This window comes from Solirubrobacter soli DSM 22325 (assembly GCF_000423665.1).
Classification (GTDB): domain Bacteria; phylum Actinomycetota; class Thermoleophilia; order Solirubrobacterales; family Solirubrobacteraceae; genus Solirubrobacter; species Solirubrobacter soli.
This window is the reverse complement of record NZ_KE384069.1, coordinates 12420-25647: the sequence shown is the minus strand read 5'-3', so window position 1 is coordinate 25647 and position 13228 is coordinate 12420. Positions and strand designations below refer to the sequence as shown.

Here is a 13228-nt window from a genome sequence, read left to right as displayed (position 1 = left end):
CGCCGCGGTCAGGTGTTGACGTCGAGATTGAATGAACGTCCGGCGCCGGACAACTCGACGGATAGGCCGTTTTGGCGGACGAGACTCGCAACGTCTTCGGGGGTCTCAGGCGTCTCGCCCGACGCGAGCAGGAGCCGCGCGACGTCGCCCCGCGTCGCCTTGACCATGTGGCTGATCGTCTTGCCGTCCACGAACGCGCGGACGCCGATCACGGTCGCGTTCTTCGGCTTGAAGGCCGCGATGTAGGACCCCGAGCGCATGTCGACGATCAGCCCGGAGTCGGGTAGGGCCTTACGCAGCGGATCGCGCCAGAGTGCCGGCAGCGACGGGATGCGGGGCAGCGTCGCGCCCATCGACAGCCGGTAGGCGGGGATGCGGTCCGACGGGCGGACGAAGCCCCACAGCGCCGACGCGATCAGCACGCGGTCGGTCTCGGCGAACGAGCCCAGCCCGAGGTGCTCGTAGAGCACGCCGGTGTAGACCTCGTGCGCGGGCGCGGCCGGGGCGTCGCGGAGCGTGAGGTTGCGCCGCGCCTCCTCCTCCAGGCCGGGTCCGATGTCGAGGTACTTCAGCGCCCGCGGGAAGGTGAGCCGCGAGAGCACGTCGAGGAGCCGCTCGCGGGTCTTGTTCAGCCCCGGGAACGGCAGCGAGCTCACATCCACCGGCGCGCCCTCCGAAGGCGCGGTCTTCCCTTCGGAGGGCGGCAGGAGGACGATCAATCCGTGCGGACCTCGGTCCCGTCCTGCGACCAGCGGGTGTGGTAGGAGCCTTCCTTGTCCACGCGCCGGTAGGTGTGGGCGCCGAAGAAGTCGCGCTGGCCCTGGATCAGGTTCGCGGGGCCGCGCTCGCGCCGGTAGCCGTCGTAGTACCCCAGCGACGAGGAGAACGCCGGGACGGCGACGCCCTGCTCGACCGCGGCGACGATCACCTTGCGCCACGCGTCCTGCGCGTCGGCGACGGCGTCGCGGAAATACGGCGCCATCAGCAGGTTCACGAGGTCGGGGTGCTCGCCGTAGGACTCGGTGATGCGGTTCAGGAAGCGGGCGCGGATGATGCAGCCGCCGCGCCAGATCTTCGCCAGCTCGCCCATCTGCAGGTCCCAGTCGTACGTGCGCGCGGCCGCGGCCATCTGCTCGAAACCCTGCGCGTACGCGACGACCTTCGAGGCGTACAAGGCCTTGCGGATGTCCTCGACGAGCGACTCGCTGAGCCCGCCCGGCTTCGGGCCCGCCAAGACGCCCGCGGCCTCGCGGCGCTGGTCGCGCAACGCGGAGAGCGAGCGGGCGAAGACCGCCTCGGTGATGCCGGTCAGCGGCACGCCGAGTTCCAGCGCGTCCTGCGCGGTCCAGCGCCCGGTGCCCTTCTGCTCGGCCTGATCCACGATCACGTCCACGAGCGGCTTGCCCGTCGACGCGTCGGTCTTGCCGAGCACGGTCGCGGTGATCTCGATCAGGAAGGACTCCAGATCGCCCGCGTTCCAGTCGTCGAAGATGCCCTTGATCGTCGGCACGTCGAGACCGATGCCGTGGCGCAGGAGGTCGTAGGCCTCCGCGATCAGCTGCATGTCGGCGTACTCGATGCCGTTGTGGACCATCTTCACGTAGTGGCCCGCGCCGTCGGCGCCGATGTAGGCGCAGCACGGCTCGCCGTCGACCTGCGCGGCGATCGTGGTGAAAACTTCCTCGACCTCGCTGTAGGCGGTGTGCGGACCGCCGGGCATGATCGACGGGCCGTTCAAGGCCCCTTCCTCGCCACCGGAGACGCCGGTGCCGATGAAGCGCAGCCCCTGCGCGGTCAGCTCGGCCTCGCGGCGACGGGTGTCGACGTAGTGCGAGTTGCCGGCGTCGATGATGATGTCGTCCTTGTCGAGCAGCGGCACGAGTTCGGCGATCACGCCGTCCACGGGCTTGCCCGCCTTGACCATCACGATGATGCGCCGCGGGCGCTCGAGCGCCGCGACGAACTCCTCCATCGACTCCGAACCGGTGAAGCTGCCCTCGGACGAGAATTCGTCCAGGAAGTCGCGGGTCTTGGACGCCGTGCGGTTGTGCACGGCGATGGGCACGCCGCGACGTGCGATGTTGCGTGCCAGGTTCGCCCCCATCACGGCGAGCCCGGTGACCCCGATCTGGCTCATAGCGACCTGACCCTAACGAAATGGAACTTCCCGGGGCCGAGCGGGCTACACCGGTCATGACCTCGCTGGACTTCGACGCCGTGTTCGACCGCCACTACGCGGCGGTGCACGCGTTCGCGCAGCGGCGCGTGGGGTTCGAACTGGCCGAGGAGGTGGCGGCGGAGACCTTCGCCCGCGCCTTCGCCCAGCGGCGGCGCTACGACGGCCGCCCCGATCCCGTCCCGTGGCTGCTCGGCATCGCCACGAACGTGATGCGGCGCCACTGGCGCTCGGAACGCCGGCGCCTGGACGCCTACGCCCGCGTCGCCGCGCAGCACGTCGCCCACGTCGACGCGGCCGAGGCCGAGCAGGCGATCCGCGCCGTCGCCCGCCTCCCCCGCCGGCAACGAGAAGTCGTGCTCCTGCACGTCTGGGCGGACCTCAGCTACGAGCAGATCGCCCGCGCGCTCGACATTCCCGTCGGCACCGTCCGCAGCCGCCTCAACCGCGCCCGCGGCGCGCTCGGCGCCGACCCCACCCTCCTGGAGCCCACCCGTGCCTGATCTCGATCTCCTGCGCGAGCTCGCCCCGCCGGTCGAGCCCCCACCCCACCGCACGTTCACGCCGCGGCGCCGGCGCCGCCCGGTGCTGCTGTTGTCGCCGGTCGTCGCCGCCGGCGTCATCGCCCTCGCGCTCGTGCTGACGCAACGCGGCCCCACGTTCGCCGAAGCCGCGATCCGCGCCGCGCAGGCCTCGCCTCGGCTGCTGGTCGACGGCTGGAAGGTGACCCGCGTCGACGAGTGGGACGCCGGCACGGGCGAGATGACGTTCAGCGGCGACGGGCGCACGCTCGAGGTCAGCTGGGCACCGGACAACCAGGATCGCAAGGACCTCGAGGGCGTCGCGAGCGTCACCGTCGACGGCACGCGCGCCTTCGTCGGCCGCTACCCCGGGACCCACGACTACACCGCGCTGTGGCACGACGTCCGCGCCCGCGGGACGGCGTCGTCGCCGGGCGAGTTCCTCGACACCCTCGGACGCATCCACCAGGTGAGCGCGCAGGAGTGGCTCGAGGCGCTGCCGGCCAACGCGGTCCAGCCAAAGGCGCAGGCGGCCACGATCGACGACATGCTGCGCGGCATCCCGCTCCCGCCCGGCTTCAAGGCGCCGGCGCCGAGCGGCGACACCCGCGACCGCTACCAGCTCGGCGCGAAGGTCGCCGGCGCGGTCGTCTGCGGCTGGATCGAGCAGTGGCTGAACGGGGACAAGGCCACGGCGGCGCGGGCTCTCGCGGGCTCGCGCGACTGGCCGCTGCTGCGCTCGATGGACGTCGAGGGCGACTACCCCGAGGTCGTGTGGCAGTACGCCGACGTGATCAACGGCAAGGGCGACGTCCCCGGCGGCAAGCTCGGCCTCACCGTGGACGGGACCTACAAGGAAGCGTTCGGGTGCTGATCTCGCCGCCATCTCTGTCACGCTCTACGGGAACGTGGCCCGCCCCGACTACTACGGCAACCCAGCGGGACTCACCGACGAGGCGGACGTCGTGCGCGCGATCTACGACGCGTTCGCGCGGCGGGACGTCGAGGGCATGCTCGACTACCTGAGCCCGGACTGCGAGCTCGACCTCGCCGGGACGTCACGGCTCGCGGGCCGCGCCGGGGCCTACCGCGGCCACGACGGCGCCCGCGAGTACTTCCGCGACGTCGAGCGCGTGTGGGAGGAGCTCGTCCTGCACACCGAGGACATCCGCGTCATCCCGGGCTCGGTGATCGTGATCGGGCACGTCACCGGCAAGCGCCAGGGGCTGGACGTCAAGCGCTCCTCGGTGTGGACGTGGCGCGTCAAAGACGGACGCGCCACGTCCGTGAAGGTCGCCGACCTCGGCGACCTCGCGCAGACCTAGCACCGGAATTCGTCAACCGGCTCCCTAGCGCGTCCGCGCGCTCCAGAACACCGTCGGGTTGCCCGTGACCGAGTAGCCCTTCATGCGCAGCTTCCAGGCGCCCGGATAGAGGCCGGTGCGGACGCTCGCGCGCTCGAACACGCTGACGCCGGACCAGCTGGAGGCGCGCACCGTGCCGTCCGGGGCGATCAGCTCGAGGTCGATGTCGTTGTGGCCCACCGTGCCCTCCGGCCACCACAGGGCGCCCTCGAACAGGGTCTTGCCCGCGACGACGGAGATCGGGATGTCGACGCGCGCGGCGTTGGCGACCGTCGTCTTGCCCCACCAGGCGTTGCCGCCGGTGCCGAGCTGGAACGCGCCGGCGCCGGTGTTGTTGTTGAACGGGAACGTCGTCTGGCCGCCGAGGATCATGTGGCTGTAGACGTGGCCCGCGTCGATCGAGCCGACGCCGCCGCGCATCCAGTTGCGCAGCAGCGCCGCGGCGCCGCCGGCGACGGGGGTCGCGGCGCTGGTGCCGGTGAAGACGCCCACGGCGGTGTCGGAGGCCGAGCTGCCGGTCTCGATGTTCGTCGGGAAGACGAGGTCAGGCTTGTAGCGGCCGTCGTCGGACGGGCCGCGGCCGGAATAGCCCATCAGCGCGTCGGTCTGCAGGTCGGCGGCGCCGATGCCGATCGCCTTGTGGGCGTTGCCCGGGGAGCGGACCGTGCCGGCGCCCGGGCCGAAGTTGCCGTTGGCGGCGATCACGACCGAGCCGGCGTTGAAGGCGTTGTCGGCGGCGGTCGAGGAAGCGCTCGCCTCACCCGCGTTGAGCTGGATCTCGGCGACGATCACCTTGTCCAGCCAGAGGACGGCCTGCTGGAAGCCGGCGACCGTGTGCGCCGAGCCGACGAGGCAGTCGTTGCCGTAGATGTCCCACGAGTCGACGGAGATCGCCGAGACGCCGCGGTAGGCGTTGCCGAGCCGCGCGTTGCCGGTGATCTCGGCGGCCGAGCTCGTGCCGTGACCGCACTGGTCGGTCGGGTCGCCGTCGCCGGTCACGTCGGAGGCGATCGCGATGTGGTCGGGCGAGTTGAAGAGCACGTGGCTCGTGCGCACGCCGGTGTCGAGCAGGCCGATCCAGCCCGCCGTCTGGCCGAGGTTGAAGTACGGGTCCGAGAAGATCTGCGCCCGGGCGTCGTCCATGTCGTTGTTCGGGTTGGCGTCGGCGGGCGGCTTGGCGGCGCCGTCGGCCAGCTCGATGTAGGCGACCTCGTCGGAGTCGGCGAGCTTGCGGACGGACTCCAGCGGCAGGCTGACGTGGGCGCCCTGGACGAGCCAGAAGGTGTCGAGCAGCTTGCCGCCCAGCTGCTCGAGCTGCGCGCTCTGGCGCTTGTAGAGCCCGGCGCGCTCGCTCTGGAGCCCGGCGACGATGCTCTGCGCCTGCTTGAGCAGCTCCTGGTTGCGTGGGCTCGAACGATCCTCGTCGAGCACCGGCATCGGGAACTCGGGCACGGTGATCGGGTCGCGGTAGTTGACGACGACCTCGACGGGCTTGTGCGGGTCGCCGACCGCGATCAGGTCCAGCAGGTCCTGCTGGATCTTGCCCTGCGGCGGCAGCGTGTCCTCCTTGAGCGACTTCTGCTTGATCTCGGCGCGCCCGAAGGCCTCCTTGCCGAGTTGCGTCTGCCCGGAGCGGACGATCTTGCCGTCCTCGAACTCCGCGCTGTAGATCACGTTCTCAGGGTCGGCGGCGTAGGTCGCCGCGGGCACGGCGAGGCAGGTCGCGGCAAGTCCGATCGCCGCGGCCCACTTGAGCGGTGTGCGTTGCACGTGAATCCCTTCGGTTGAGCCTCACAATCCGCTCATCCAGAGCACCGGATCCCGCGCCTGATACATCTTGGATGCGTGGCCGACATCGAGACCCGCGAAGACGTCGAGCGCCTCGTGCGCGCCTTCTACGGGCGCGCGCTGACGGACCCGGTGATCGGCTTCATCTTCACCGACGTCGCGCACCTGGACCTCGAGGCGCACGTCCCGGAGATCTCGTCCTTCTGGGAGACGATCCTGCTCGGCGCCCAGTCCTACCGCGGCGGCGCGTTCCGCCCGCACGCGGAGCTGCATATGAAGGTGCGGCTGCGCTCAGGTCACTTCGAGCGCTGGCTCGTGCTGTGGCGGGCGACGGTCGACGAGCTGTTCGCGGGTGAGCGGGCGGAGCTGGCCAAGGCGCACGCGCTGCGGGTCGCGCGGGCGTTCCACGGGCGCCTGGAGGCAATGACCGCCGAGCCGTTCTCCGGGTCGCTCAGCGTGACTCAGCACGGGCCGGCTCGAGGCTGACCCGCTTCCCTGGGCGGGGAACGAGCCGACTCGCCAGCAGCGCGAGGACGCCCGCGCCGCTCGAGAACGCGAACGCCGTCGTGTAGGCGCCTTCGGTCGGCAGGCCAAGCTCCTCGATCTCGGTCGCGGCCAGGATCGCCGTGGCCGCGGCGGCGCCGAACGAGCCGCCGACGGTCCGCATCACGGTGTTGATCCCGGTGGCGATGCCGACCTCCGACTGCGCGACGGCGTCGACGATCAGGTTCGCCATCGCCGCGAACGCGAACGTGATGCCCGCACCGAGCAGGATGCCGCCGACGATCAGCTCGACGGGATGGTCGTGGGCGAACGTGTTGATCAGGAACGAGGCGGTGATCATGACCGCGCCGAGGCTCAGCAGCGCCCTGAAGCCGACCCGCCGCGCCAGCTTGGTCGCGGGCGGGCCGGCCAGCAGCTGCGCGAGTGCGGTCGGCATCAGCAGCAGCCCGGCCTCGGTCACCGTGAAGCCGAAGCCGTAGCCCGTGACCTCCGGCGCCTGCGCGAACTGGGGCATGATCAAGAAGCTCGAGAACATCGCCGCGCCGACCATGAAGCCGGTCAGGTTCGTGGCGGCGACGCTGCGGCGCCTGAGCACGTCGAGGTCGATCAGCGGCTGGTCGACGCGACCTTCGACGACGACGAAGACGCCGATCAGCACGAGCCCGCCGCCGATCGCCGCGACGTTCGCCGGCGAGCCCCAGCCCCACTCGGAGCCCTGCGAGACGCCGAGCAGGATCCCCGCCAGCGCGCCGGACAGCACGACCGCGCCGATCCAGTCGACCTTCGCGTGCGGGACCGGTGGCGACGGCGGGATCAGCCGGTGGGCGGCGAAGGCGGCCGGCAGCGCGATCAGGTTGATCCAGAACAGCCACTGCAGGTCGACGTTGTCGACGATCACGCCCGACAGCGGCAGGCCGATCCCGCCGCCGATGCCGAAGATCGCGCTGATCATCGCCAGCCCGCCGGCGATCTGGTCGGGCGGGAACGTGTCGCGGACGATCCCGAACGCGAGCGGGAACACGCCGCCCGCGACACCCTGCAGCAGGCGGCCGGCGATCACGACGCCGATCGAGCCCGCCAGCGCGTTGATCACCGCGCCCGCGCTGAAGAGCACCAGCACCGCCGTCAGCACGCGGCCCTTGCCGTAGAGGTCGCCGAGCTTGCCGACGATCGGCGTCGCGATCGAGGCGCTGACGAGGAACCCGGTCAGCACCCACGAGACCGTGGACGGGCTCGCGTCGAACTCCCGCGCCAGCGACGGCAGCGCGGGAACGACGAGGGTCTGCGAGAGCGAGAACGCGACGCACGCCAGCGCCAGCGTCAGCAGCACGGGGGTCGGGCGCTGTTCGGCCACCCGCGGAGCTTACGCTCGCCAGGCGCGTTCGAGCTGGTCGAACAGGGCGCCGATCTCCTCGTCCATCGTGCGCCGGAACACCGCCAGCAGCGCCTCGCCCGCGAGCGGGCGCACCTCCTGGATCGCGTCGGCGAGCTCGTCCCAACGCTGTTCGGAGGCGAACGGCCCGAAGACGTCTTCCATGAAGAGGTCGATGAAACCACGCGAGAGCGTGCGCGAGTGCTGCTCGACGCTCGCGATCAGCGCGAGCGCGTGGCGGAGTGTCACGCCGCGCTTGACGACCTGCTCGGCGGCCGCCAGCAGCGCCGGGCTCTTGATCTCGAAGCTCCCGTCGCCGAGCGCTTTGAGGACGCCGAGCTGCTCGGCCTGGCGCAGCAGGCCGCGCGGGTCCTCCCCGCCGAAGTCCAGGCGCTGCGCGAGCTCGATCCCGGTCAGGTACTCGGGCGTCTCCGGCGGCTCGTCGGCGGCGCGCCGCAGCGCCAGCAGACGCGCGTCGGGGTCATCGAGCAGACGCTTGATCCCAGCGAGCTTGAGCCCCTCGGATTGGAGCTTCTGGATCAGCTGCAGCCGCTCGACGTGCTCGGGGCCGTAGTACCCGGTCCGTCCGCGGACCTCGGGCGGAGGCAGCAGGCCGCGCGCATGGTGCGAGCGCACGTTGCGCACCGTCATCCCGGTCTCGCGCGCGAGTTCGTCGATCGTGAGCACGTTTGAACCGTACCGCCTCTGGGTGTTACGTCACACAACGTGACATCAAACGACGATACATTCGCCGGCATGTTCGCTCTGCTCGCCGCGAAGCCCGCGGGTGGCGCCGCGCTGGACCAGGTCGCGATCGCATCGGGGGCGGCACTCGTCGTGACCGCCGTGCTGCTGTGGCTCGGCCTCGGGCACCGATCCGGTCGCGTGGGTGTGCTGGGCCGGCTGGGACGCTTCAGCCGGCGCGTCTCCGGCCTCCCCGACTGGGCAGCGATCCCGGCCGGCATCATCGTCGTCTCGCTGATCACCGCGCTGTTCGGGATGCTCTGGGACATCTCGCTGCACATCGCGCAGGGGCGCGACAACGGCCCGCTCGCCAACCCGGCGCACTACTTCATCCTCGGCGGACTCTTCGGCGTGTTCTCGAGCGGGTTCCTGTCGATGTGCCTGCCGCTGGAGAAGCCGTCGCGGGTGGCGGTGAAGCTCGCCGACGGCTGGTACGCGCCGCTCGGCGGCGTGCTGATCGCGGCCGCCGGCGCCTTCTCGCTGGTCGGCTTCCCCTTGGACGACGTCTGGCATCGCCTGTTCGGGCAGGACGTGACCCTCTGGGGGCCGACGCATCTGATGCTGATCGGCGGCGCGGCGATGACCCTGGTCGGCCTCGCCGTGCTCTTCGTGGAGGCCGCGCCGCGCCGCGAGCTCGCGTGGGCGCGGACGATGCGCCGCGTGTCGCTGCCAGGCGCGCTGCTGCTGGGACTCTCGACGTTCCAGGCGGAGTTCGACTTCGGCGTCCCCCAGTTCCGGATGGTCTTCGGGCCGATCCTGACCATGCTCGCGGCGGGCGTCGCGCTCGTCGCCACCCGCGTGTGGCTGGGGCGCGGGGCCGCGTTGGGCGCGGCGGCGTTCTTCCTGGCGATGCGCGCGCTGATGGCGCTGCTCGTCGGCCCGGTGCTCGGCGAGCCGACGCCGCACTTCCCGCTCTACATCGTGTCGGCGCTCGTCGTCGAGCTGATCGCGTTGCGGGTGAAGCGGCCGCTGCCGTTCGCACTGGCGTCCGGCGTCGGGATCGGGACGTTCGGCCTCGCGGCCGAGTGGGGCTGGACGCACGTGTGGATGCCGCTCCCGTGGCCCGCCGCGCTGGCTCCCGAGGGCGTGCTCGCCGGGTTCGCGACGGCGCTGGCGGCGTCGTGCGTCGGCGCGTGGCTCGGCGCGCGGCTCAGCCAGGACCGCACCCCGTCGCTGCGACCCGCCGCGGCGGCCGGCGCGGCCGCGCTGTTCGCCCTCGTCGCGTTCGGGCTCGTCTCGACCGGCAGCCAGGGCGTCCGCGCAGTGGTGACGCTCGAGCCGCGCGCGGGCGAGGCCGCGGCCGCGGCCGACGGTGCACCCGCGACGGCGGTCGCCACCGTGCGGTTGGACCCGCCGACGGGCGCCGACGACGCCAACTGGCTCACCGCCACGGCCTGGCAGGGCGGCGGCCTCGTCGTCGATCGGCTCCAGCGCGTGCGCGAGGGCGTCTACCGCTCGACCCAGCCGCTCCCGCTGACCGGCGACTGGAAGACGATGATCCGGCTCCATCGCGGCCGCGCGCTGACCGCGCTGCCGGTCCACCTCCCCGCCGACTCGGCGATCCCGGTCGCGGGCGTCCCCGCGCGGGCGACGATGGACCGTCCGTTCGGCCCCGAACAGAAGCTCCTGCAACGCGAGCGCAAGTCCGCTGCGGGCTGGCTCTGGGGCGCGGCGTACGCGACGGTCATGGCGATCGCGCTGGCGTTCCTGGTCGCGCTCGCCTGGGGCGTGCACCGCGTGTCGCTGCCGTCGGGGCGCGAGCCGCTCCGGTTCGAACGCGCGCCTAGCGCGGCGGGCCGCCCAGCCCCAGCACATCGATGAGCAGCCCGCAGGCGACGACGGTCACCATGATCGCGAAGGCGCGCCGGAGGACCTGCTGTGGGAGGCGTTCGCCGACCGTCGTGCCGATCAGCGCGCCGATGCCGGTCGCACCCGCGAGCTCGGCGGTGATCTCGAGGTTCGGGCGCGAGCCGGCGAGCAGATGGCTGGCCAGCGCGGCGACGCCGGTGAGCGTGATGATCACGAGCGAGGTCGCGACCGCGCGGCGGAACGGCGCGCCGAGCCAGAGGGTCAGCACCGGCACGATCACGAACCCGCCGCCGACGCCGAAGAAGCCGGTGAGGACACCCACGCCGAGCCCGGCGATCACGACCCGCCGGATCGGCGCGTCCGGGCAGCCGCTGTCCGCCTCGTCGTCCTCGCCCGTGCGGCGCCAGGTGGCGAACGCCGCGATCAGCATCACGGGCACGAAGGCGAGGACGAGCGCGGGTCCGCCGACGTTGCGGCTCGCGAACGTGCCGAGCAGCGAGCCCGCCGCGGCGGGGATCGCGAAGCGGAACGCGAGGCGCCAGCAGACGCGGCCGTGGCGGGCGAGCGAGCCGGCCCCGATCGCCGCGGCGAGCGAGACCACGACCAGCGAGGTGGTCGACGCGGGGCCGACCGGCTGGTCGAGCACGTAGATCAGCACCGGCAGCGCGAGGATCGCTCCTCCCCCGCCGACGGCGCCGACGACGACGCCGATCGCGAGCCCGAGCAGGATCGCGATCGGAGTCACGGAGCGATGCTACGGCGTCAAACCGACCGAGGCGCCGTCGATCGCGAACACGATCCGGTCGCCCGCCTTCTCCGTCAGCGAGTAGACGCGGTTGCTCGTTCCGGCGTAGTGCAGGTCCTCCGCGCCGTCCGGCCAGTTCCAGTGCGATGCCGCCTGGTCGGGATTGCCGGCGACGAGCTCGCCGATGCCACCGCCGCCCGGCTTGTAGCTGGAGGAGATCAGCAGGCGGCCCTTGTGCATCAGCCCGCCCTGGACGTTGGACGCCGGCATCTTCCAGGCGCCGTTGGCCTGCAGGCCGGGGAGCCCGCTGCCGGCGTCCAGCGGCCAGCGCACGATCCGGCGGTTGGCCTTCTTGTCGGCGTACTTGCCGGTGATCAACGCGGGTGACGAGCGGTCGGTCTCGACGAACGAGAACGTCAGCCCGGCGCCCTTGGCCTGCTTGTAGAAGCCGACCTGCGGCAGCACGAACGGCGCGTTGAGGTCCGCGGTCGGCGGCAGCTTCTTCGCGCCGAGGATGTAGTTCATGTCGAAGACGCGCACGCCGACGCGGGTCTCGGCCACGAACAGCCAGTGCTGGTACCAGGCGATGCCGCCCGCGTGGGTCTTGATCGGCTTGACCGTGCGACCGCTCGGGATCACGAGCGTCGCGCTGTTGTAGGTCGACCCGCCGCCGTTGAGGCTGTCGGCGTTGACGAAGCTGACCCGCGCCGGGCTCGACGGGATGTCCTGGTACCAGCTGACGAGCAGCGACCGGTGGCCGCCGACGATCCCGTCGTCCTGGGCGGCGGCGCTGCCGGTGATCCCCTGCGGGATCCACTTGCCGGTGTTGTCCTTGTCGGACCACTTGAAGGCCGAGACGGCGCCGGGACCGACCTGGCCGAGCGACGGCGAGCCCGCCGCCGACTGGGTCGTCTGGCGCGGGTGCTCGAGGACGAACTTCAGGTCGCGGCGCGGGAACGTCTTCGCGAGGTTGTCCAGGCGCGCATATGCGCCGGCGTCGAGGCCGTGCCTGGTCCACGTCAGCCCGTTCGTGGGCACCGTCTTGAACGAGTCCGCCTGTGCCGTGGCGGGGGTGAGGCTCGCGCATACGAGCGCGGTGAGACCGATCTTCCGGATCATTCGAGACGCACTACCCGCGGAGCGGGCAGCGCACCCGCACCCGGTGTGACGGCGCCGAGGACGCTCGCGTGGCGCGCGCCGGTCGCCTGCTCGATGGTCCCGGCGACGCCGTGGTGGGTGAGGAAGCCGAGCAGCGCGAACGCGTACGCCTCCTTGGCCTGCGCGGGGAGGCCGAGCGCGTCGCTCGTGGTCAGGGCGATCGGGTCGAGCTCGCGTCGCAGCGCCGCCATCAGTGTCGGGTTGCGGACGCCGCCGCCGGACGCGATCACCTCGGTGACCCCGTGGCGGCGGGCCGCGTCGGCCACCGTGCGGGCGGTCAGCGCGGTGAGGGTCGCGAGCGTGTCCTCCGCGCCGCCGCGATAGCGGACATAGTGCGCGTGGAAGTGCTCCTTGCCGGTCGTCTTCGGCGCGGGGCGGGCGTAGTAGGGGTCTTCGAGGAGCTCGTCGAGCAGCGTCTGGTCCACGGTGCCCGCGGCGGCGAGCGTTCCGTCGGCGTCGTAGGCGCGGCCGGTGAAGTGGCGTGCGGCGGCGTCGAGCAGCGCGTTCGCGGGTCCGACGTCGAACGCGATCGGCGGGACGGTGAGGTTCGCGATCCCGCCCAGGTTGAGCGCGGCCGGGCGGCCCGGGCGACCGTGCAGGATCAGCGCGTCGAGCAACGAGACCAGCGGCGCGCCCTGCCCGCCCGCCGCGATGTCGCGCGCCCGCAGGTCCGCGACCACCGGCAGCCCGGTCCGCTCGGCGATCCACGCGGGCTGCCCGAGCTGCAGCGTCCCGTCGTGCGCGGCATGGAAGACGGTCTGGCCGTGCGAGACGACGAGATCGCCGCCGTGCTGCGCGACCGCCCGTTCCGCCAGGTCCGCGAACGCCTGCCCGATCCGCGTGTCCAGCCGGCACACCGCCTCCAGCGTGGTGCTCGCGGGCGGCAGCGCGGCCTCGATCTCGTCGCGGAGGTCGTCGGGGTAGGGCGCCGAGAGCTCGCCGACGCAGCGCAGCGTCACGACGTCGCCGTCGAGCTCCAGGTCCGCGACGGCCGCGTCGATCCCGTCGCACGACGTCCCGGACATCAACCCGACCACCAACATAAAG

13 protein-coding genes are annotated in these 13228 nt (G+C 72.0%); 5 read left to right on the top strand and 8 right to left on the bottom strand.

The window, feature by feature from the left end; translation table 11 throughout:
• Nucleotides 1-8: 8 nt before the first annotated feature.
• On the bottom strand, nt 9-719 hold the full coding sequence (locus G569_RS0129680) for a YaaA family protein (protein ID WP_028066106.1): 711 nt from the start codon (nt 717-719) through the stop codon (nt 9-11).
• Nucleotides 716-2137 (bottom strand): NADP-dependent phosphogluconate dehydrogenase, encoded by a 1422-nt coding sequence (gene gnd / locus G569_RS0129675; protein ID WP_028066105.1) that lies wholly within the window; start codon nt 2135-2137, stop codon nt 716-718. Before gnd ends, G569_RS0129680 begins: the two co-directional genes overlap by 4 nt.
• Before the next feature lie 20 nt (nt 2138-2157).
• On the opposite strand from gnd, the gene G569_RS0129670 reads away from it, so the two are divergent.
• Genes G569_RS0129670 through G569_RS0129660 form a run of 3 tightly spaced genes read left to right on the top strand, consistent with a single transcriptional unit; the run spans nt 2158 to nt 4022 of the window.
• On the top strand, nt 2158-2679 hold the full coding sequence (locus G569_RS0129670; RefSeq protein ID WP_084285776.1) for an RNA polymerase sigma factor: 522 nt from the start codon (nt 2158-2160) through the stop codon (nt 2677-2679).
• Entirely contained in the window at nt 2672-3571 is a 900-nt protein-coding gene (locus G569_RS0129665; RefSeq protein ID WP_028066103.1) for a hypothetical protein, read from the top strand. The genes G569_RS0129670 and G569_RS0129665 overlap by 8 nt, the downstream gene beginning before the upstream one ends.
• Nucleotides 3572-3605: 34 nt before the next feature.
• Nucleotides 3606-4022: a nuclear transport factor 2 family protein gene (locus G569_RS0129660; RefSeq protein ID WP_028066102.1), complete on the top strand. Its 417-nt coding sequence runs from the start codon at nt 3606-3608 to the stop codon at nt 4020-4022.
• 24 nt (nt 4023-4046) lie between these two features.
• Here the strand turns inward: G569_RS0129660 and G569_RS0129655 are convergent, their stop codons facing one another.
• Nucleotides 4047-5831 (bottom strand): S8 family serine peptidase, encoded by a 1785-nt coding sequence (locus G569_RS0129655; RefSeq protein WP_028066101.1) that lies wholly within the window; start codon nt 5829-5831, stop codon nt 4047-4049.
• 75 nt (nt 5832-5906) lie between these two features.
• Here G569_RS0129655 and G569_RS0129650 point away from each other — a divergent pair, with 75 nt between their 5' ends.
• Complete coding sequence (locus G569_RS0129650; protein WP_053227156.1) at nt 5907-6335, top strand: group III truncated hemoglobin; 429 nt, start codon at nt 5907-5909, stop codon at nt 6333-6335.
• Here the strand turns inward: G569_RS0129650 and G569_RS0129645 are convergent.
• Nucleotides 6301-7707, bottom strand: a complete 1407-nt coding sequence (locus G569_RS0129645; protein ID WP_053227155.1) for an MFS transporter — start codon at nt 7705-7707, stop codon at nt 6301-6303. The genes G569_RS0129650 and G569_RS0129645 overlap by 35 nt on opposite strands.
• A 9-nt stretch (nt 7708-7716) precedes the next feature.
• Nucleotides 7717-8412 (bottom strand): MerR family transcriptional regulator, encoded by a 696-nt coding sequence (locus G569_RS0129640; protein ID WP_028066098.1) that lies wholly within the window; start codon nt 8410-8412, stop codon nt 7717-7719.
• Between the two features lie 69 nt (nt 8413-8481).
• Here G569_RS0129640 and G569_RS0129635 point away from each other — a divergent pair, with 69 nt between their 5' ends.
• Nucleotides 8482-10290 carry a hypothetical protein gene (locus G569_RS0129635; protein ID WP_028066097.1) on the top strand — a complete coding sequence of 603 codons (1809 nt, stop codon included), beginning with the start codon at nt 8482-8484 and terminating at the stop codon, nt 10288-10290.
• Here the strand turns inward: G569_RS0129635 and G569_RS0129630 are convergent.
• The 3 genes from G569_RS0129630 to G569_RS0129620 are packed head-to-tail and all read right to left on the bottom strand — an operon-like array spanning nt 10253 to nt 13224.
• Nucleotides 10253-11023 carry a sulfite exporter TauE/SafE family protein gene (locus G569_RS0129630; RefSeq protein ID WP_028066096.1) on the bottom strand — a complete coding sequence of 257 codons (771 nt, stop codon included), beginning with the start codon at nt 11021-11023 and terminating at the stop codon, nt 10253-10255. The genes G569_RS0129635 and G569_RS0129630 overlap by 38 nt on opposite strands.
• 9 nt (nt 11024-11032) lie before the next feature.
• Nucleotides 11033-12142, bottom strand: a complete 1110-nt coding sequence (locus G569_RS0129625) for a hypothetical protein (protein WP_028066095.1) — start codon at nt 12140-12142, stop codon at nt 11033-11035.
• Entirely contained in the window at nt 12139-13224 is a 1086-nt protein-coding gene (locus tag G569_RS0129620; RefSeq protein WP_028066094.1) for an anhydro-N-acetylmuramic acid kinase, read from the bottom strand. Before G569_RS0129620 ends, G569_RS0129625 begins: the two co-directional genes overlap by 4 nt.
• Between the last annotated feature and the right edge of the window lie 4 nt (nt 13225-13228).